Origin of the sequence: Saccharopolyspora sp. ID03-671 (assembly GCF_045278815.1) — a bacterium.
Lineage (GTDB): Bacteria > Actinomycetota > Actinomycetes > Mycobacteriales > Pseudonocardiaceae > Saccharopolyspora > Saccharopolyspora ipomoeae.
The window spans coordinates 6,548,487-6,567,724 of record NZ_CP134054.1 but is presented as its reverse complement, the minus strand read 5'-3'; the positions used below and the strand labels follow the sequence as shown (position 1 = coordinate 6,567,724).

Annotated in this window: 19 protein-coding genes; 6 read left to right on the top strand and 13 right to left on the bottom strand. The window is 70.6% G+C overall.

Going from position 1 to position 19,238, the window contains the following annotated elements; genetic code table 11:
- Nucleotides 1–49 precede the first annotated feature (49 nt).
- A complete protein-coding gene (locus REH65_RS30480) occupies nucleotides 50–193 on the top strand; it encodes a hypothetical protein (protein WP_406690186.1) in 144 nt (47 codons plus the stop codon).
- 206 nt (nucleotides 194–399) lie between these two features.
- Here REH65_RS30480 and REH65_RS30475 read toward each other — a convergent pair whose 3' ends face one another.
- The 6 genes from REH65_RS30475 to REH65_RS30450 all read right to left on the bottom strand — a co-directional run bounded on the left by REH65_RS30475 (nucleotide 400) and on the right by REH65_RS30450 (nucleotide 6,420).
- Nucleotides 400–660 carry an AMP-binding protein gene (locus REH65_RS30475; RefSeq protein WP_406690185.1) on the bottom strand — a complete coding sequence of 87 codons (261 nt, stop codon included), beginning with the start codon at nucleotides 658–660 and terminating at the stop codon, nucleotides 400–402.
- 9 nt (nucleotides 661–669) lie between these two features.
- On the bottom strand, nucleotides 670–2,271 hold the full coding sequence (locus REH65_RS30470; protein ID WP_406690184.1) for an FAD-binding protein: 1,602 nt from the start codon (nucleotides 2,269–2,271) through the stop codon (nucleotides 670–672).
- 106 nt (nucleotides 2,272–2,377) lie between these two features.
- Nucleotides 2,378–3,694: an MFS transporter gene (locus tag REH65_RS30465; protein WP_406690183.1), complete on the bottom strand. Its 1,317-nt coding sequence runs from the start codon at nucleotides 3,692–3,694 to the stop codon at nucleotides 2,378–2,380.
- A gap of 41 nt (nucleotides 3,695–3,735) precedes the next feature.
- On the bottom strand, nucleotides 3,736–4,281 hold the full coding sequence (locus REH65_RS30460) for a 3-isopropylmalate dehydratase (RefSeq protein ID WP_406690182.1): 546 nt from the start codon (nucleotides 4,279–4,281) through the stop codon (nucleotides 3,736–3,738).
- Nucleotides 4,278–5,546, bottom strand: a complete 1,269-nt coding sequence (locus REH65_RS30455; RefSeq protein ID WP_406690181.1) for an aconitase family protein — start codon at nucleotides 5,544–5,546, stop codon at nucleotides 4,278–4,280. The genes REH65_RS30460 and REH65_RS30455 overlap by 4 nt, the downstream gene beginning before the upstream one ends.
- A 10-nt stretch (nucleotides 5,547–5,556) precedes the next feature.
- On the bottom strand, nucleotides 5,557–6,420 hold the full coding sequence (locus REH65_RS30450) for an oxaloacetate decarboxylase (RefSeq protein ID WP_406690180.1): 864 nt from the start codon (nucleotides 6,418–6,420) through the stop codon (nucleotides 5,557–5,559).
- A 133-nt stretch (nucleotides 6,421–6,553) separates the two neighbouring features.
- Between REH65_RS30450 and REH65_RS30445 the strand changes: the two genes are divergently transcribed.
- Nucleotides 6,554–7,342, top strand: coding sequence for an IclR family transcriptional regulator (locus REH65_RS30445; RefSeq protein WP_281458717.1), 789 nt, complete (start codon nucleotides 6,554–6,556; stop codon nucleotides 7,340–7,342).
- Between the two features lie 141 nt (nucleotides 7,343–7,483).
- On the opposite strand, the gene REH65_RS30440 is transcribed toward REH65_RS30445, so the two are convergent.
- Both REH65_RS30440 and REH65_RS30435 read right to left on the bottom strand, forming a co-directional pair.
- Entirely contained in the window at nucleotides 7,484–7,930 is a 447-nt protein-coding gene (locus REH65_RS30440) for an FHA domain-containing protein (RefSeq protein WP_406690179.1), read from the bottom strand.
- Between the two features lie 344 nt (nucleotides 7,931–8,274).
- The gene (locus REH65_RS30435) at nucleotides 8,275–9,414 is read right to left on the bottom strand and encodes an ROK family protein (protein WP_406690178.1); all 1,140 of its coding nucleotides are present in this window, start codon (nucleotides 9,412–9,414) and stop codon (nucleotides 8,275–8,277) included.
- Between the two features lie 315 nt (nucleotides 9,415–9,729).
- Here REH65_RS30435 and REH65_RS30430 point away from each other — a divergent pair, with 315 nt between their 5' ends.
- Nucleotides 9,730–10,794, top strand: coding sequence for a YbiU family protein (locus tag REH65_RS30430; RefSeq protein ID WP_406693270.1), 1,065 nt, complete (start codon nucleotides 9,730–9,732; stop codon nucleotides 10,792–10,794).
- A 306-nt stretch (nucleotides 10,795–11,100) separates the two neighbouring features.
- On the opposite strand, the gene REH65_RS30425 is transcribed toward REH65_RS30430, so the two are convergent.
- The gene (locus REH65_RS30425; protein ID WP_406690177.1) at nucleotides 11,101–12,168 is read right to left on the bottom strand and encodes an AI-2E family transporter; all 1,068 of its coding nucleotides are present in this window, start codon (nucleotides 12,166–12,168) and stop codon (nucleotides 11,101–11,103) included.
- 273 nt (nucleotides 12,169–12,441) lie between these two features.
- Here REH65_RS30425 and REH65_RS30420 point away from each other — a divergent pair, with 273 nt between their 5' ends.
- The gene (locus REH65_RS30420; RefSeq protein WP_406690176.1) at nucleotides 12,442–14,280 is read left to right on the top strand and encodes a DUF4157 domain-containing protein; all 1,839 of its coding nucleotides are present in this window, start codon (nucleotides 12,442–12,444) and stop codon (nucleotides 14,278–14,280) included.
- A gap of 40 nt (nucleotides 14,281–14,320) precedes the next feature.
- Here REH65_RS30420 and REH65_RS30415 read toward each other — a convergent pair whose 3' ends face one another.
- On the bottom strand, nucleotides 14,321–15,154 hold the full coding sequence (locus REH65_RS30415) for an aldo/keto reductase (protein WP_406690175.1): 834 nt from the start codon (nucleotides 15,152–15,154) through the stop codon (nucleotides 14,321–14,323).
- A 98-nt stretch (nucleotides 15,155–15,252) separates the two neighbouring features.
- On the opposite strand from REH65_RS30415, the gene REH65_RS30410 reads away from it, so the two are divergent.
- Nucleotides 15,253–16,383 carry an aminotransferase class V-fold PLP-dependent enzyme gene (locus REH65_RS30410; RefSeq protein WP_281458281.1) on the top strand — a complete coding sequence of 377 codons (1,131 nt, stop codon included), beginning with the start codon at nucleotides 15,253–15,255 and terminating at the stop codon, nucleotides 16,381–16,383.
- Nucleotides 16,384–16,496: 113 nt separating this feature from the next.
- On the opposite strand, the gene REH65_RS30405 is transcribed toward REH65_RS30410, so the two are convergent.
- The 3 genes from REH65_RS30405 to REH65_RS30395 all read right to left on the bottom strand — a co-directional run bounded on the left by REH65_RS30405 (nucleotide 16,497) and on the right by REH65_RS30395 (nucleotide 18,129).
- Complete coding sequence (locus REH65_RS30405) at nucleotides 16,497–16,682, bottom strand: hypothetical protein (RefSeq protein WP_406690174.1); 186 nt, start codon at nucleotides 16,680–16,682, stop codon at nucleotides 16,497–16,499.
- A 28-nt stretch (nucleotides 16,683–16,710) separates the two neighbouring features.
- A complete protein-coding gene (locus REH65_RS30400) occupies nucleotides 16,711–16,938 on the bottom strand; it encodes a hypothetical protein (protein WP_406690173.1) in 228 nt (75 codons plus the stop codon).
- Between the two features lie 318 nt (nucleotides 16,939–17,256).
- Nucleotides 17,257–18,129, bottom strand: a complete 873-nt coding sequence (locus tag REH65_RS30395; protein ID WP_406690172.1) for an AraC family transcriptional regulator N-terminal domain-containing protein — start codon at nucleotides 18,127–18,129, stop codon at nucleotides 17,257–17,259.
- An 86-nt stretch (nucleotides 18,130–18,215) separates the two neighbouring features.
- Between REH65_RS30395 and REH65_RS30390 the strand changes: the two genes are divergently transcribed.
- Nucleotides 18,216–19,232, top strand: a complete 1,017-nt coding sequence (locus tag REH65_RS30390) for an aldo/keto reductase (RefSeq protein ID WP_406690171.1) — start codon at nucleotides 18,216–18,218, stop codon at nucleotides 19,230–19,232.
- Nucleotides 19,233–19,238: the final 6 nt, after the last annotated feature.

Sequence of the window (19,238 nt, the reverse complement as noted above, 5' to 3'; positions counted from 1 at the left end):
GCACCGTCAAGCCCTGCCGGAGGGCCACGTGCGCGTGGGGGTAACGGCCATGCCCAGTGTGGATGACTACATCAACGGTGCGGGCAACACCACCGGCGAGGTCGGGTGCCGCATCGTACGCGGGGGAGGCGTGGTCGACGAACAGTGGGCCTCCGGGCAATTCACTAATATCAGCTGTGAGAAGTGGCGCTGATCGCCCAACACCCAAGCCACCCGAGCCGATGTCGGGTGGCTTTTGCTGCCCGACTACGTGTTGCCCAGGGGAACACAAGCCAAAAAGGTCAACTACAGCGAGATTCCGGACTATCTGATCGTTCGCAAGGAATTCGAGGGCGACTCGATGCGCGCCATCGCGGGGGCTGCACCCGCGCTTCGGACACCTGAGCGCCGAGTAACAGGTCAAGCGAAGGCCAGCACCCATCGGGGCGAGTTCGATCCGACCAGCCCGATCACGTCGCCTGTCCGGACTCCCCGGGCGTGCAGCCCCGCCGCGACGTCCTCCACGGCGGCGTGCAACCGCCCGAAAGTCATCGCGTCGCCGGTGGTCCCGTCCACGAGCGCGGTCGCTCCGGCGTGGTTCCCGACATCGGCTCCGAACAGGAACTCGGTCAACGACACGTCGGGCACGTCGACGTCCGGGTACGGGCTGCGCATCGGCATCGGAACTCCTCAGGGGGTCGTGTCTCGGCTGCGGCCGCAGGCGTGCCCGGCCGCTCGGTAGGCGTAGGTGTAGTTGCGGGCGTTGGCGAGCCCCGTCACGTAGCCGCGCAGCTCGCGGGTCGCGGCGGCGTTGCCCGTGGCGTAGAGGCCGCCGATCGGGGACCCGTCGCGCCGGAGCACGCGGGCGTCCCGGTCGATCCACAGCCCGAGCGTGCCCATGCCGAACCCGACCAGGGACAGTTCGAGGGCGTAGAACGGCGGGGTCCGCACGGCGCCCAGGCACGGGTTCGGCCCGTGCTCAGCGTCGCCGTAGGTCCGCCGCACGAACGGCCGGGTCCCCCGCTCGAACTCGGGGTCCTCACCGCGATCGGCCGCGCGGTTGAACTCGGCGACGGTCGCCCGCAGCCCTTCGGGGTCGATGCCCACCGCCGCGGCCAACCCGGTGATGCTGTCCGCCCGGGGGATCGAGTCGGGCCAGCGCTCCCCCGCCGCGTACGGCCCCAGCCGGTAGCGCGCGCGGAACTCGTCGTCGACGACGAACCAGCACGGCACGTTCGACCACCGGCGAAGGCGGGTGTCGAATCGGCGCAGCGCGCTGATCAACGCGCCGTAGTAGCTCTCGTCGCCGAACCTGCGCCCGTCGCGGTTGACGATCAGGGAATGGGGAAGGCCGAGGTGCGTCAGCAGGGGCCGCACGAGGGCGACGTCGGTGCCGGGGTGGACCTCCCCGGGGAACCCGTACCCGACGCTGAAGAAGGGGTCGGCGCCGCGAACCAGTCCCGCACCTGCTCGTTCCGCGAGCGCGATCGAGTCGCCGTCGACGACGGGCGGGGCGCTCTCGACCAGCGCCGGTACGTCCTCCAGCTCCGCCGCGTGCGGTGAACCGCCGTAGCCGCCTGCGGCGATCAGCACCCCGCGACGGGTCCGGACCCGGGTTCGCCCGGTCGGCCCGTCCAGCACCGCGCCGACGACGTCCCCGCCCTCGACCAGGAGCTCGCGCACCCTGCGTTCGAGCAGGCACTCCACCCCGCGACGCACGAGCGCCTCCCGCGCGAAGGCGCCGACGAGGCCCATGCCGTGCGTCAGGCGATCGTCGGCCACCTCCTCCCGGGCGGCCGAGTACGACTCGGTGCGGCTCACACCGATGTCGTAGTACGGCCCCTGCCGCAGGTGCGGGCGCCACGCGCCGAGGTCCCGGCCGTCGACGACGCATTCGAGCAGCCGTCCTCCGGCGGTCGATCCGGGAGCCGGGTGGTAGAGGTCCGGCGCGCCCGGGATCACCCGGAACGGAACACCGGCCGCGGCGAACCACGCGGTCGCCTCCCGCGCGTCGTGCAGGTACGCGCGGCGGGCTTCCCGATCCACCGGACGTTCGCCCTGGACGTGGTCCAAGTAGGACTCGACGGACTCCAGGGCGTCAACCGGTTCCGGCGTCAGCGGATCCCCGCCCACCCACGCGAAACCCCCGCTGTACGCCGCGACTCCGCCGACCACGTCGGATCGTTCGGCCACGAGGACCTCGGCGCCGAGGTCGGCGGCCCGCAGCGCGGCGGCGAGACCGCCGAGCCCACCGCCGACGCAGAGGAAGTCGACCTCCCCGGTGCCGGTCATCCGAACGCCTCGGAACCCGTTGCGGAACAGCGCGAATCGAGCACGGTCGACCTCCTGCGGTGCGTACGGACGGATTTCGCTCGCGACACTGCGGTGAACCGGGCGGTCAGACCGGCAAGCGGTCCCTGCCGGTCTCGCGCAGGGTCAGCACGGTGATCAAACCGACGACCGCCACCCCCATGACCCAGAACGCGGGCGCCATCGGGTTCCCCGTGCTCTGCACCAGTTGTGCGGCGATGTAGGGAGCGGTGCCGCCGGCGATGATCGTGCCGATGTTGAAGCCCAGCGCCACGCCGGTGTAGCGCACCTGCCGCGGGAACAGCTCGGTGAACTGGGGGAAGGCCGGGACCTGCGCGAACCCGTTGAACGACATGTACACGACGTACACGAGCCCGACGACCAGGATGCTCGACGTCGCGCCGAGGATCGCGAACGACGGCCACGCGATGACCAGGTAACCGACGTAGGCGGTGATCAGCACGGGCCGCCGCCCGAACCGGTCCGACAGCGCACCCGCGATCGGGTAGGTGACGCAGGCGAGCCCGATCCCCAGCGCCGAGGTCCAGTACACGACCTGCTTGTCGAAGCCGAGGTCGTTGATCAGGTAGACGTTGAAGTAGGTCAGCCCGATGTAGCCGCTGCCGTTCATGGCGATCGCGATGCCGATGACCCGCAGGATGGACACCGGGTGCTGCTTGACGACCTGCAGCAGCGGGCTGCGCACCACCTCCCGCTTGTCGGCCATCTCGGCGAACTCCGCGGTGTCCTCCAGCCGGACCCGAACCCACAGGCAGAGGATCGCCAGCGGGATGGAGATCAGGAACGGGATCCGCCAGCCCCAGGCCGTCATCTGCTCAGCCGTGGTCAAGGTGCTGACCAGGCCGACGACCGCTGCGGACACCGCGAACCCGAGGGTCGAGCCGAGCGCCGTGACCGAGCCGTAGAGCCCGCGGCGCTTGACCGGCGCCGACTCGGCGACGTAGGTCGCCGCGCCGCCGATCTCGCCACCGGCCGAGAACCCCTGGGCCAGCCGGATCAGCACCAGCAGCACCGGGGCGAGGACCCCGACGGCGGAATAGGTGGGCAGGAGCCCGAGCAGGCCGCAGCAGATCCCCATCGCCACGACCGTCACGACGAGCGCCCGTCGACGTCCGCGACGGTCGCCGAGCCTGCCGAAGAACCAGCCTCCGACGGGTCTCATGACGTAGGCCGATCCGAAGACCGCCAGGGTGAGCAGCAGGGACACGGCCGGCTGGCCGCTGGGGAAGAACAGGGGGCCGATGGTGACCGCGAGGAAGGCGTAGACGCTGAAGTCGTAGTACTCGATCAGCGTGCCGACGCCTCCCGCGGCGGCGGCGCGTCGAGCCATCGCAGGCGAGGCTCCGGTGGTGGGTGCGGCGGCTGGTGGGGCCGTCTCGGACATGGTGCTGACTCCTGATCGTCGTTGACCGGGTCGAGGAACGGTCAGTGCTGGGGGCTGGGGTTGCGGGCGTGCTCGGCCAGCAGGAGCTTGACCGAACCGCCGGCTTCGATCACGCGGCGGACGCGGGCGCTCGGCGGGTCGCCGCGCAGCTCGGTGCCGCCGTCGAGGCCGACCACCGCCGCTCGCCAGTCGACCTGCACCGAGTCACCGGTGGTGACCGCCGTGCTGATGCCGGGCACCGTCAGCAGCGGCATGCCGTTGTGGGTCTCCCCGCGCCAGAACCCCGGGGAGAAGGACTCGGCCAGCACCGCGGCGATGCCCAGGTCGCGCAGCGCCACCATCGGCGGGTAGTGCGGGTGGCCGTAGCCGAAGTTGCGGCCACCGACGATGACGTCGCCGGGCCGGACGCGGTCCGCGAAGGTGGGGTCGTAGGCCTGCATGACCTTGCCGCGCAGGAACTCCGCGTCGTAGGACTTGATGTTCTCGACCCCGATCACCAGGTCGATGTCGAAGTCGTCGCCGAACACCCAGGCCACGCGCCCGCGGATGAGGTCCGGTGGCGGAGGGTAGTCGCGGGCGGCGCTCATGAACGCGTCACCTCCCCCGCCGAGGCGATCGTGCCGGTCACCGCGCTGGCCGCCACCGTGAACGCCGATCCCATGAAGATGTTCGCGTCGGTGCTGCCCATGCGGCCGGAGATGTTGAGCACGCCGGTGGAGATGCAGTTCTCGTCCGGTTGCAGCGGTTTCTGGTAGCCGAAGCAGAAGTCGCAGCTGGAGCGGGCGATGTGCGCTCCGGCCGCCCGCAGCACGTCGAGCAGCCCTTCGTCCTCGGCCTGCCGGTGCACCGCGTCCGAGGTCGGGACCACGTTGAGCTCGACCCCCGGGGCGACCTTCCTCCCGTCGAGGACGAGCGCGGCCGCCCGGATGTCCTCGATCCGCCCGCTGGCGCAGGAACCGATGAACGCCTTGGTGACCGGCGTTCCGGACAGCTCCACGACCTGACGGGTGTTGGCGGAGCGAGCCGACCCCGGCAGCACGACCTGCGGGCTCAGCGCGGACAGGTCGATGGTGTGCACCGCCGCGTAGTCGGCACCCGGGTCCGGCAGCTGGGGCGTGAAATCCGTTGCGGCGAACCGCCGCGCGTAGGAGAGCGCGGCCTCGTCCGGCTCGAACACCGCGGACACCGCACCGGTGAACATCGCCATGCCGCACAGGCCCTGCCTGCGGTCGATCGACATCGCCCGCGCGCCCGGCCCGGCGAACTCCATCACCTGGTGCGCGCACCCGTCGGCCCCGAACTCGCCGATGATGTGGTGCACCAGGTCCCGGCTGTCGACGCCCGGAGCGAACTCGCCGGTCAGCTCGAACCGCGTGGTGCGGGGGACGTCGAGGTAGATCTGCCCGGAGACCCAGGCCTCCAGCAGGTCCCGGCGCACGCCCCACCCCAGCGCGCCGAACGCGCCCGCGCCGGAGATGTGGCCGTCGAAGTGGATCAGGAAGTTGCCGGGCAGCGCGTAGCCGAGCTCGGCCATCACCTGGTGGCCGATGCCGCGGGCCTCGTGCAGCTCGATGCCGTAGAACGCGCACCAGTCGCGGGTGACCTGGTGGACCTCCTGCTCCTTCTCGGTCCCCTTGGTCAGCATGTGGTCGATGAAGACCACGTAGCGCTCCGGTTCGGCCAGCGCGCGGATGCCGAAGTCGTCGTGCATCTGCCGGAACATCACATCGGTGTAGCCGGGGAAGTCGTAGGCGATCATGTAGTCGGGGCGCGCGGGCAGGTTGTCGCCCGCCTTGACGACGTCGACGCCCGCCGCCCTGGCCAGGATCTTCTCGGTGATCGTGCTCGCCATTGCGCCTCCCTCAGACCGTCTCGGTGGCGGGCAGGTACGCGTGCTGCTGCCGCTCGATCTCGGGCATCCCGATGAGCTCGACGAATTCGTGGTGCGGTGTGGCTCCCGCGCCGACCTGGGCCGGCGGTTCGCCCGCGGCGAGACGGCTCAGGCACTCCTGCGCGGCACCGGTCACCGCCATCAGCAGCTGGGTGGGCAGCAGCGCGATGCGGATGCCGATCTGCTCCATCACCTCGGGGGTGAACTCCCGCTCGGTCCAGGCCGAGGCCGTCAGGGTCGCCATCAGCGGTGCTCCGGTGATCTCGTGGCAGCGCCGCCACTCCTCGACGGTCGTGAAGGTCTTGGTGACCGGCATGATCAGGTCGGCTCCGGCCTCGACGTAGGCCTCGGCCCGGCGGAGCGCCTCGTCCCCCTTGGCATCAGTCCGGGCGATCACGAGCATTCCGGTCTCCCGCGCGGCGTCGCGCACGGCGCGGATCTTGCCCGTGGCCTCCGCCAGGTCGAGCAGTTCGAGCTCGGCACCGGGGATCAGCGGGCAGCGCTTGGGCGAGCGCTGGTCCTCCATGAACACCGCCGCGACCCCGGCATCGGCGAACCGGCGGGCTGTTCGCGCGGCGTTGACGGCGTTGCCGTAGCCGGTGTCGATGTCGGCGATGACCGGCAGCGGGCTCGCCTCGCGGATCGTCCGGACGGCGTGCAGGTTCTCCGACATCGTGTAGAGCTCGGCATCCGGGTAGCCCAGCGCGGCCGAGATCGCGAACCCGGACGCGCACAGCGCGGGAAAGCCCGCCTGCTCGGCCAGCCGCGCGGTCAACCCGTCCCAGACGCCGGGTGCGTAGACGAGTCCTTCGGTGGTCATCTCTCGCAGATCCACTGACAGCTCCCTTGTGTATCGTGATGCGATACGCGTTCCGAAACTGTGCGCGAGGGACACGACCATGTCAAGCCGCTTCGGTCAGCAGGCCGCTAGCCTGACGCTGTCCCGAAACACGAGAGGGGAGGTGGCGGTGGCACGAGAAGCTGTCGAGGACAGCTCCGGGCGGGAAACCGTCGGATCGGTGCTGCGCGCCTGTCAGCTGCTGGGGCAGTTCAGCGCCGAGCGGCCCGTGATCACGCTCGCCGAGCTCACGGCGACCAGCGGGTTCAACAAACCGACCGTCCACCGGCTGATGAGCACCCTCGTCGAGGCCGGCTGGGTGCACCGGGACCACAGCGGGGCCTACCGGGTCCGGATGCCGATGTTCACCATCGGCGCCGCCGCGCTCGCCGGGTTCGACCTGCGGACCGAAGCCCGGCCGGAGCTCGAAGCGCTGGCGTCCGACTTCGGCGACACGGCGTTCCTGATGGTCCCCTCCCCCGCCGGGGCCGTGTGCATCGACCGGGTCGAGGGCGGCAAACCGATGGTGCTGGCCGCCGTCTCGATCGGATCGGTCCTGCCGTACCACGCCGCAGCCGCGCCGGTGGCGATGGTCGCGTTCGACCCCGAGCTCCGTCGCCGGGTCCTGCGGGAGCCGCTTCCCGCCTTCACCGAGACGACCCACTCCGAGCCGGGGGAGTTCGCGACGCACCTGGATCACGTGCGCGCCGAGGGGGTTTCGCGCAGCCGCAACGACTACCTGCACGGGGTCTCGGCCGTCGCCGCCCCGATCCTCGGTTCGCGCGAGTCGCTGGTCGGCACGATCAGCCTCGGCGGGCACAGCGAGGACTTCACCGGCGCGGACGGCGATGTGCGGGCCGAGGCGGTGCGCGCGGCGGCCCGGCGGCTGAGCGACTCGCTGAAAGCCGCGCGGCCCTGAGACGCCGGATCGCGGCTGCGAGCAGCCGGGTTTCGGTGCGGGCGCTCGGGCGCGGCGAGCTCCGCCGCGCGCGTCGTCAGCTCACGCGGACGGACGCGGCGAGGCGCGCGCCCGGCGGTCTCCCCGCCGGGACGCCCGTTCTCACCGCTGGGCGGGCACCGTGAGGTCCGCCGCTGCGCCGGTGTGGAAGGTGAACCGCGCCTTGCCGATCCAGATCTCATCGGATTCGAACAGCTCGACGCGCTTCACGGGCCGCCTGTTGACGTAGATCCCGTTGAGCGAACCGCTGTCGCGGAGGAAGTACCGCCCGTCCACGATCTCCAGCTCAGCGTGGAACCGGGACACCGTCACGTCGTCGATCACGATGTCGCAGTCGCGGTGACGTCCGATCACCGTCAGCGGCGCGGAGATCACGAACTCCGCACCCTCGTCGGCTCCTCGTTCGACCACCAACCGCGTGCTCGTCCCGGCCTCGCGCGGCGTCGGGATCAACTCGCCCCACCGCCCGGTGACGGCGAGCCCCTGCGTCGGCGCGTCGTCCGATGCGCGCCGGTCGAACAGTCCGGTGACCTCGGCGATCTGAACCATCGGCTTTCCCTCCCGCAGCCGTTGAACCGACTCTCGAAAACGTCCCCTCCCGGGGAACCTCCTCGAGCATGCAGCCGAGTGGGGGTCCCGCGACCAGGTCTTTCGCCCCGGTTTTGCCGTGTTCCACCTCACCGCACCCGGGAAAACCCGCGAGCGGAGGTACCGGTGTTGCGGTTGCGCACACCTGGTGGCGGAGGTGCCGGAGCGTCGGAACCACCGGCGAACAGTTCTTCCTCAACCACGTCCTGTTCACCCAGCCCGACCACGAAACGGCCCGCTCGCTGCAAGCCGACGCCCTGGAACAGCTGGGGTTCGTCACGCCCAGCGACCACCGCGTTCGAAGATCATGACGGCCGTGGTGAGGAACCGGCGATGATGCGGTCGCGGAGTTCCTCCACACCTCGGGCGCGGGCACCGGCGACCTGCGGTTCGGGCACCTCGGCCGGGACGACGGGGACGTGGCGCGGCGCTTCGGCGAACAGCCCGGCGATGGCCCGGACCATCGCCGGCTCGGTGCCCCAGGCCCCGCCCAGCACGATGAGCTGGGGGTCGGCCAGCGCGACGGCGGCCGCGAACACGCCGCGCACCGCGCGCGCGAGCGCCCGGCGCATCCGGTCGCCGGCCTCGCCATCCGCCTCGATCGCACTCCGCAACGCCTCGACGTCGACGGCGGTCGACCCCCGCCGACGAAGCCCGAGCGCCGCGAACACCTCGATCAGCGGCACGACCGCTCCGTCCGGGCCCTCGGTGCGGAGGTGCGCGATCTCGCCCGCGAGACCACGATGCCCGCGCCGCACCGCGCCGTCGGTGACGACCGCGCACCCGAGACCTTCGTCCAGGTACACGTAGACGAAGTCGTCGACACCGGCCGCGCGGCCCGCGCCGCGCTCGGCACGGGCGGCCCAGTTGACGTCGTTGTCGACCAGCACCGGGCCTTCGACGAGCGGTTCCAGCACGGCGACCGGATCCAGCTCCCCGACGAGGAAGGGGACGTCCGGCAGCTCCACCAAGCGCCCGGTCTCGCGATCGACGGGGTCGGCGGCGCTCACCACGGCGCACCGGATCGAGCCGCGAACAGCGCGCCGGAGCCGGGCGGCGACCTCCGCCAGCGCGTCCGCCGCCACCTCCACGCCGGGCGACCTGCCGATCCGCTCCTGCTCCCGGGCGACGACGCGGCCGAACGCGTCCGCGGCCTCCGCGACCACCCCGGACGGCGTGATGCTCGCGATCATCACCGCCCCGCACTCCTCGCTCAACGAGTAGTACGAGCCCGCCCGCCCACGACCGGTCGTTCGCTCGCCCGTGTCCACCAGCACGCCGGCCTCGCTGAGCCTGCGCACGCTGTCGGAGATCGTCGGCTTCGAGATCCCCGTGCGCGCAGCGATCTCCGTTCGCGTCATCCGGCGCTGGTCCATGACGGCCCGGAGCACGTGCTCATCGGTCAGCGAGCGCAACAGCTCCAGGGACGGCTTGGCGGAGGACATGCCGAGAGTTTAGTCAGGAGTGTTGCCCAAACAGCACTCGGCAGCTACCTTCACCTATTAGTTAGGAGTCCTGACCAAAGGAGTTCGACGTGACCACCACATCCGACGTGCGGCGGACACCTGCGCTGCCTCACTGGGAGAGCACGCCTGATGACCTGTCCGCCGCGATCCAGCAGATCAAGCCCGCGCTGCGCGCTCGCATCGAAGCCTCAGGCCGCACCGTCGAAGAGGCCTTCGCGGTCGTGGAGCGGCGCATCACCGAGCGCGTGAGCGAGATCAAGGCGGCGCAGGAACGCGGCGAGCCGGTGGCCGGTCATCGACTACGCCGACATCGCCGGCGGGACCGTCAGCGCCGAGCAGATCGACCAGCTCAAGCGGCGAGGCTGCTTGGTGGTGCGCGGGCACTTCGACCGCGACCAGGCCCTGGCCTGGGACGCCGGCATCGTCGACTACGTCGAGCGCAACAACTTCTTCGAGACCTACCGGGGGCCGGGCGACGAATTCTTCGGCAGCGTCGGGTCGAAACCGGAGATCTACCCGATCTACTGGTCACCAGCCCAGATGGAAGCCCGGCAGAGCGCCCGGATGGCCGAGGTGCAGGCGTTCCTCAACTCCTTCTGGAAGCACGAATCCGAGGGCGTGCAGTGGTTCGACCCCGCGCGCGACGCCATGTACCCCGATCGCATCCGCCGCCGTCCGCCGGGTGCCGACTCCGCCGGGCTCGGCACGCATTGCGACCCCGGCACGCTCGACCTGTGGATGACCGAGTCCTACCAGCGGGCGTTCAGGCACCTCTTCGACGGCACCGTCGAGCAGTACGACCCCTGGGACGCCGCACACCGCACCTCAGGCCCCCAGTACCCCGGCTCCACCATGTGCTCGGCGTTCCGGACCTTCCAGGGCTGGACCGCCCTGTCCGACATGGACCACGATCAGGGCGTCCTGCACACCGTCCCGATCCCCGAGGCCATGGCGTACCTCATGCTGCGCCCCCTGCTCGCCGACGTCCCCGACGACGACATGTGCGGTGTCACCACCAACCAGGTCTTCCCCGCCACCCACAAGTGGCACACCGATCTGCTGGAGGGCCTCGTCGGCATCCCCGACATCGAGGCCGGGGACTCCGTCTGGTGGCACTGCGACATGATCCACAGCGTCGCACCGGTCGCCGACCAGCGAGGATGGGGCAACGTCATGTACATCCCCGCCGCCCCGTGGTGCCCGCGCAACGAGGCCTACGCCGCCACCGTCCGCGAAGCCTTCCTCACCGGCTCCAGTCCCACCGACTTCCCGCCGGAGCACTACGAACGGGACTGGACCGGGCGGTTCACCCACGACCAGCTCAACGAAACCGGCAGACGCGGAATGGGATTCAACTGACCGAACCGCCCTCACTGCGAAACCCCGGTTGTTCTCGGGGACTGGTCGATGAAGGGGGCGGTGCGGAGTGAGCACGACCGACCGGTCGGGACAACCCGAGTTCCTCTGAGAAGGCGACCGAAACCGCCGCGACGACCGGAGAGCTCGCGGCACGTCTCCACCACCTCGTCACCGGGGTGCATCGTTCGGACGCCGAGTTCGTCGGCCTGCGACCGGCGTGCGCGTGCCGTTCAGGACGACGTCCTGACCGGCGGCGAGCGCCTCCCGATACGGCCGACGGTGCGCCGGTGGCGGAACGCGTTCTCCTCAGGCGGCCGATCGGGTCGTCATCTCGGTCCTCGCGTGGCGGTAGAGCACCTTGAGCGCCGCGGTCACGGGAAGGGCCAGCATGGCGCCGAGGACTCCGGCGAGCGCCCCTCCGATGAGGATCGCGACGAACGCGCCCAGCGGGCTGAGCTCGACCGCCTTGGCGAAAACCCGTGGTGTGATCAGGTATTTCTCGACGGCCTGGTAGACGATGAAGAACAGCAGCGTGATCACGGCCAGGGGCAGGCTCTCGCTCAGCGCGACCACCGTGCCCGCCACCGAGGCGAGCGTGGCCCCGATCTGCGGGATGGTGTCCAGCAGCGCCACCACGATGGCGAGCAGCGCCGGGTACGGCACGCCGGCGATCAGGAAGAACGCGTAGGACGCGATCCCCGCGCACAACGAGACGACCGCTTGCCCGGTGACGTAGCCGCCCACCCGGCTCATCGCGGTGCGCAGCGCCTCCGCACGACCCCGGCCGGTCTCCTCCGACCGGTCGACCGCGGCGTGGATGCGCGGCATGGCCAGCGCGAAGTAGACCATCAGCGCCCCGACCGTGCAGGCGGCGAACACGCCGCCGAAGACCACGCCCAGGGCGGCGAACCCCGCGGTCAGCGCCTGCAGGGCGAACGTCGCCGCCGCGCTCGCGGTCTCCTTCAGCTTCTCCTGCACGGCCGGGTCGTGCAGGTGCGCGCGCAGATCGCCGGGTTCGCCGAGGTTCGCACCGAGGCCCGCGAGCAGGTCGGGGACGCGCGCGACGAAGTGGCCGAGCTGACCGATCGCCGGGACCAGCGCGAGCAGGACCAGCGCTCCGACGACGATCAGGACCGCCGCGACCAGGCACGCGATCGCCAGACCGCGTCGCACGTGATGCCGCTGCAGCCAGGCGACCGCCGGCTCGATGCCGAGCGCGAAGAAGAACCCCAGGAACACCAGCACGAGCATGCCGCGCACCGTGTAGGCCAGGACCGCGAGCACACCCACCGCCAGGTACACGCAGGCGATCTGCGCGTGGCGCACCAGCGCTGCGGGACCGCTCCCCCGTCCGTCCGGCGAGTTGCTGGTCATGGGCGCCGCCCTTCGGAGCGACAACGGTGGTCAGCCCACAGCCTAAGGACGAGCCCGGGAATCGCACGTCGGCGCCGACCCGGCCTCCCGCGTGAACGGAGCTTCGACAGCTACCCGTTCACCGCTCCCGCTCGAACAGTCGTCCGAGCCGACGGATCATCGCGTTCCCGTTGCGCGTTCGGGCAGCCGAGTTGCTCCGCGCCCGTCACCGGGAGCCCTTCTCGTGGTCGGGCGTGGTGGCGACAGTCGTCGAAGGCGGAGGGAGGTGACGGGATGCGAGAGCAGGAGCCGTGCCCCGAGCACCGGGTCAACCGGCCCAGCCGACCCGCGCGGACGCCTGCGGAACCCGCTGCCCGGGGTGTGGCGGCCGGCGGGCGGCTCACCCCCGCCGGGGTGCTGGCCCTGCAGCGCCTGGTCGGCAACGACTCGGTGGTGCGGACCCTCGGCCACGAAGTGCAGCGCAGTGCGGTGCACCAGGCGCTGCGGTCACCGGGGCAGCCGTTGGACGCGGAGGTCGCGGCGAACATGGGGACCCGGTTGGGAGCTGACTTCTCCGACGTCCGGGTGCACACCGATACCGCGGCGCACGAGGCGGCCGAGTCGGTGCGGGCGCACGCGTTCACGTCCGGTTCGCACATCGTGTTCCAGCGCGGGCGCTACGACACGTCTTCCCCGGCAGGCGAGCGAATGCTGGCGCACGAGCTCGCCCACGTGATCCAGCAGCGGTCGGGGCCCGTCCCCGGGACGGAGACCCCCGACGGGTTGAAGGTCAGCGATCCCGCAGATCGGTTCGAACGGGAAGCCGACGCGACGGCGGCCAGGGCGATGTCGAGCGGTGCCGCACCATCGCGGCCGATTCCTCGCAACGGCGCACCTCGGGACGTCGGGTCGACCGTCCAGCGCATGGACGAGGTGCGCGAGGAGCCGGAGGGACCGTCGGTGGTGGTCGACTTCCCCAGACCCAAGAGGAACTGGTCCCAGATATTCGTCCCCGGCAACACTCCCGAGTGGACCGAGCTGGTCGCCGTCGTCGAGCGCCACCACCCGCACATCACCGACGATCCGCAAGTGATCTTCAACCACGAGAAGCAGTCCGTCCTGGTCAAATACCATCCGCGAGCTCTGCACGACGCATATCCGTCCCTCTCGACCCACCTCGTGGGCAGCTTCGGGACGGTCGGGCGTCTCGAAGAGCGGGGAAGGCAATCCGCGAGAACTCGCCGGTACTGGTCCCAGCAGGACGCCCGAGACGAAACCCTTGAGCGCGAAGCCGTCACCGAGGCGAGGAATTTCGCCGGCGGCGCGGCGGTGAACCACCCCCTGGCCGGTCGAACCGGGCTGATGCCGGGGGAAGCGCTGCGAGCGCTCCTCACGAATCCCGACGCAGATGGCTTCGTCATCGGGGAGAAGCACGACGAGGAGTACGCCTGGAACTTCCTCGCGGCCAACCTGAACGCGGCGAAGGCCGCCGGTCTGCGCACGATCTACCTGGAACAGATCCGCCGGGGCGATGCCCAAGGCTGGGTCGACGAGCACCTGGGAAGTGCGCAGGACGCGCCGATGCCACCGCAGCTCGACGTCTTCTGCCGCGCGTACCAGGACCGCTGGCATCACGACGGCCTGCGGACAGTTCTCAACGCCGCAAAAGCCGTCGGCGGGATCACCATCCAGGGCGTTGATGCGATCCCCGCACGGAAGCGGAGGGTGCTGGGCACCGAGCAGGAGGTGGCGGAGGCTTGGTCAGCGCACACGCGTGCGGCGAGGATGAACACCTTCGCGGCCGACGTCGTCCGGCAGGACCAAGCGAGAACGCCGAGCAAGTACGTGATTCTGATTGGCCGCGCGCACGCCGGGCACCACTCGTTCACCGGAGACCGAACCAAGCTGATCGACGAACCCACCCACCTCGTGGGTGACGGGGACGCGAAGCCGGGTCTGCCCGACGTGGTCCCGGGAGTCGCCGACTACCTCGGCCTTCCCGCCGTTGAGATCTCCTCCCCCTCGGACGCCTGGGACTGGATCAACCCCATCGACCTTTCTGCGTCCTCTGCACGCCGGTTCACCGGGGACGAACGCCATCCTCGTACCGGCCACCCCACCGGGAATCCGTGAGCACCGCCGTTACGACACCGCCCGTGGTGGCAGCGGTCGCTCAGAGGATCTCGAGCGGTGTTGGGCGGTTCGGGGCGGGGAACCGGGCGTCGAGCTCGGCGAGATCGTCCGCTGACAGCCGGACGTCCAGTGCCGCGCGGTTCTGCTCGACGTGGTCGCGGGTCGCGGCCTTGGGGATCGCGCACAGACCTTCCCCTGCCAGGACCCAGGCGATGGCGATCTGCGCGGGCGTGGCCCCGTGGCGCTCGGCGACCCGTCGCAGCACCGGGTCCCCGAGCAGCCGCCCCTGCTCGATCGGCGAGTAGGCCATCACCGGCAGCTCGCGTTCCCGGCACCACGGCAGCAGGTCGTGCTCGATGCCGCGCCGGGTGAGGTTGTAGAGCACCTGGTTGACCGCGCAGTCGCCACCGCCGTCCTGCGCCGACAGCTCGGCCATGTCGTCGGGGTCGAAGTTGCTGACCCCGAAATGCCCGATCTTGCCGCTTTCGCGCAGTTCCTCGAACGCGTCGAGCGTCTCGGACAGCGGTGTTCCGCCCCGCCAGTGCAGCAGGTAGAGGTCGAGGTGATCGGTCTTCAACCGGCGCAGGCTGCGCTCGCACGCCTCGACCGTCCCCCGCCGGTCGGCGTTGTGCGGGAACACCTTGCTGACCAGGAACACCTCGTCCCGCCGACCGTCGATCGCCTCGCCGACGACTTCCTCGGCACCGCCGCTGCCGTACATCTCGGCGGTGTCGATGAGGCCCATGCCGAGGTCGAGCCCGTGTCGCAGCGCCGCGGTCTCCGCGGCGCGGTCCGCACCGCGCTCGCCCATGCCCCAGGTGCCCTGCCCCAGCACGGGCAGGTCGCCGCCGGACGGGAGTCGCAGGTGTCGCATCGTTCGCACTCCGTTTCGCGTCGCCGCTGACAGGCCGCGTCGGACCCGGCCGCGGTGCTGTCCGCAGCCGGCTCCACCGCATGTGTCAGGCTAACGTCATGGCACTGCCTCATGACGACATCGACCCCGGTGGCCTGCTGGAATACTCCGTGGTGTTCACCGACCACTCGCTGAATCACATGTCGCAGCGGTTCGCAGGCGTGATGCAGGGCATCATCGACGTCCTGCGGACGACCTACCGGGCGCACGGCGTCGCGGTGGTACCCGGCGGTGGCACCTACGGCATGGAGGCCGTCGCGCGCCAGCTCGCGACCGGCCGCCGCTGCCTCGTGGTGCGCAACGGGCTCTTCTCCTACCGCTGGTCGCAGATCCTCGACATGGGGTCGATCGCGCAGGAGCACGCGGTCCACCGGGCACGACCGGTCGACGAGTCGCACCAGGCCCCGTGGCGGCCGGCGCCGATCGACGAGGTCGTGGCCGCCATCCGCGAGCAGCGACCCGAGGTGGTCTTCGCTCCGCACGTCGAGACCGCAGCGGGCATGCTGCTGCCGGACGACTACGTCCGCCGCCTCGGCGAGGCCGCCCACGAGGTCGGTGGCCTGCTGGTCCTGGACTGCATCGCGTCCGGAGCGCTCTGGGTCGACATGACCGACCTCGGCGTCGACGTGCTGCTGAGCGCACCGCAGAAGGGCTGGAGCGGGTCCCCGTGCGCCGCCTACGTCATGCTCAGCGAGGCCGGTCGGGCCGCGGTCGAGGCGAGCACGTCGACGAGCTTCGCCGCCGACCTGAAGAAGTGGCTGTCGATCTCGGACGCCTACACGCAGGGCCAGACCCCGTACCACGCGACCATGCCGACCGACACTCTCGCGCACAACCTGGAGCTCATGCTCACGACCCGCGATCGCGGCTTCGAAGACCTCCGCGCCGCGCAGGTCGACCTCGGCGGCCGCGTGCGCGCGCTCCTCGCCGAGCACGGGCTCCCGTCGGTCGCCGCCGACGGGTTCGCCGCCCCCAGCGTGGTCGTCGTCCACGCGGACGACCCGGAGCTGCGCAGCGGCGCCGCCTTCAAGGAGGCAGGCATCCAGGTCGCGGCCGGAGTGCCGCTGCACTGCGACGAACCCGCCGACTTCTCCACCTTCCGCGTGGGCCTCTTCGGCCTCGACAAGCTCGGCGACGTCGAAGGCACCGTCGCCCGCCTCCGGACCGGACTGGAGAAGGTCAGCGGCTGACGACTCAGAGGTGGGTCGGTGCGAACATCCGCAGAGCCGCGGGCAGGGCAACCACGCTGAGTCCGCGCGTGCTGAGCGCATCTGCAAGATCAGCGCGCGTGACTCGGCGTCGGTCAGGGTTGCCGGACGCCGAAAGACCTGGCCGGCGCCACGAAATCGGGCCTGGCCAGGTCGGTGGCGCGCGACTGCACGAACGCGCTGGTCAGGTAATCGCGCGGGATGCCGTGGCCGCTGTCGTCGACGATGAGCCCGGTGACGTCGAGCTGGTCCGCACCGCGCTCACCAGCTCGGCACAGCATCAAGCTCTGTGGGGACAGCGCGCGTAGCCTAGGGCTTCGTCACGGGGTCGAACAGGGCCAACTGGCCGTCCTCGTCTTCGGCGAATTCGACGTCCGAGCACAGATCCGCCGTGTTGCACAGCTTTCGGCATTTTCGGCAGTCGGCTCTCAGCTCGACCGCTTCGCACTCGAACAGCGGGCCTCGGCTGATCAGCTGGCCGCAGACCGTCGTCGGCTGGTGCACGCCACTCTCGGACGTGACCTTGACGCGGTGCACCTTGCGTCCGGGACCGATGCGGAGATTGCGGTCTCGGAATCGTCTGAGCTGCTTCTCGGCTTCTGCTGCGACCTGGCCCGGACTCCCATCGGACGTAGACACATGATCATGCTCGCCCGGCCTCGACTCCCGGCGGAACCGCGAGACCGGTGATCGCATTGCTCCAACCGGCAGGCACCGTACGGATTCACGGGAATCTGCGGCCGAATCCAGGGATCAGTTGAGAGAACGGCGGCTTGAGCTGGACCGGTTGGGCGTCGATCGGGATTCGGTGCACGGCGCAAGGGGAGCTCGCGGAGGTCGAACCAGCGCGTCCGGCTACTGCACCCGACCGGTGCTGGTCAGTTCTCCGCGGAGGCGGGCGGTGTCCTGGGCTGGGGGGAGGCCGTAGGTGCGGCGGTATTCGCGGTTGAACTGGGTGGGGCTGACGTAGCCGACGGCTTCGGCTGCTCGGGCTGCGGTGGTGTTTCCGGCGAGGAGTTGTCGGCGGGCTTCCTGGAGCCTGAGGTGCTTCTGGAAGTTGAGCGGGCTCATGCCGGTGGCGGCCTTGAAGTGCCGGTAGAGGGTCGCCGTGCTCATGTGGGCGACCGCCGCGATCGCGTCGACGGTGAGCGGTTCGGTGTAGTGGGTGCAGATCCACCTGGCCGCCGAGCGGATCCGGGCCGTGGCGGTGTCGGCGAGGGTGAGGTCGCGCAGCATCGGGCCGAGGGGGCTGACGAGCAGGCGGTAGAGGATCTCGGCCTCGACTCGGTGCGCCAGCGGGCCGATGTGCTCGGGCGTGTCGAGCAGCCGCACCCATCGGGTCACCGCGTCGGTGATGTCGGGGGTCATCGGTGCGGTGATCTGGCCGCCCGGGTTCGGACGCGCGGGCGCGCTCGGCCCCAGCTCCAGGACGAGATCTGCGAGCGTCCCACCGTCGAGGCTCAGCACCGCTGAGCGGTAGGGCAGCTCCTCGAACGTGGCCGTGACCGGCATGACCAGCGAGTTGAGGAACATCTCGCCGCGGCCGACGGTCCAGCTCCGCTCCCCCGCGACACCGCGCTTGGAACCGGCGGCGGTGAAGCAGACCAGCGGCTCGTAGAGCACGTCGGAGGGCACGACGGGCTCGTCGATGATCGCCAGCGAGAGGCGGGGCACGGCGGACCCGTCGCCGACGTGCCGGGTGATGGCGGCTTCGAGATCGTCGAGCACGGAGCACTCCCCGTTGAGAAGATCAGGCAAGTTCATGCTACTCGCAGCCCATGCCCCCGGGGCGCGGCGAACCTAGCGTTGACGGCATGACGCAGCAGGACAACACCACGACTCTGCCGAAGCGCGCGCTCGGCACGCAGGGCCTTCAGGTCGGGGCGATCGGCCTCGGAACGATGGGCATGACGATGGCCTACGGCGCCGGAAACGAGTCCGGCGGCATCGCCGCGATCCGCCGGGCGCACGAACTGGGCGTGACGCTGTTCGACACCGCCGAGCTCTACGGCATGGGCACGGGCAGCAACGAGCAGCTCCTCGGCCGAGCCGTCGAGGGCATCCGCGACGAGGTCGTGCTCGCCACCAAGTTCGGCTTCGACATGAGCACTCCGCCCGGCCCCGACGGGTTCGCGCTGAACAGCAGGCCCGACAACATCCGCCAGGTCGCCGACAACAGCCTGCGCCACCTGGGCACCGACCACGTCGACGTGCTCTACCAGCACCGGGTCGACCCGGAGGTCCCGATCGAGGACGTGGCCGGGACGGTCGGCGAGCTGATCGCCGCGGGCAAGGTGCGCTACTTCGGGCTCAGCGAGGCGGGCCCGGACATCATCCGGCGCGCCCACGCCGTGCACCCGGTGTCGGTGCTGCAGACCGAGTACTCGGTGTTCGAACGCGCCGTGGAGCCCGACGTGCTGCCGGTGGTGCGCGAACTGGGCATCGGCTTCGTGCCGTACTCGCCGCTGGGACGGGGCTTCCTCACCGGTTCGGTCAAGCCCGCCGCCGAGTACCCCGCCGACGACATGCGCAGCTGGGACGAGCGGTGGCAGCCCGGCAACTACGAGGAGAACCTGACCGCCATCCGCGAGCTGACGGCCCTCGCCGGCACCAAGGGCATCACGGTCACCCAGCTCGCCCTGGCGTGGCTGCTGGCCCAGGGCGACGACATCGTGCCCATCCCCGGGACCCGCAGCCCTGAGCGGGTCGCCGAGAACACCGCGGCGGCGCACATCGCGCTCACCCCGCGGGATCTCGCGCGCATCCGGGAAATCCTGCCCCGCGGCTCGGCCGGATCCCGCTACCCGGAGTCGGTCATGCCGACCTGGTGAGCCGAG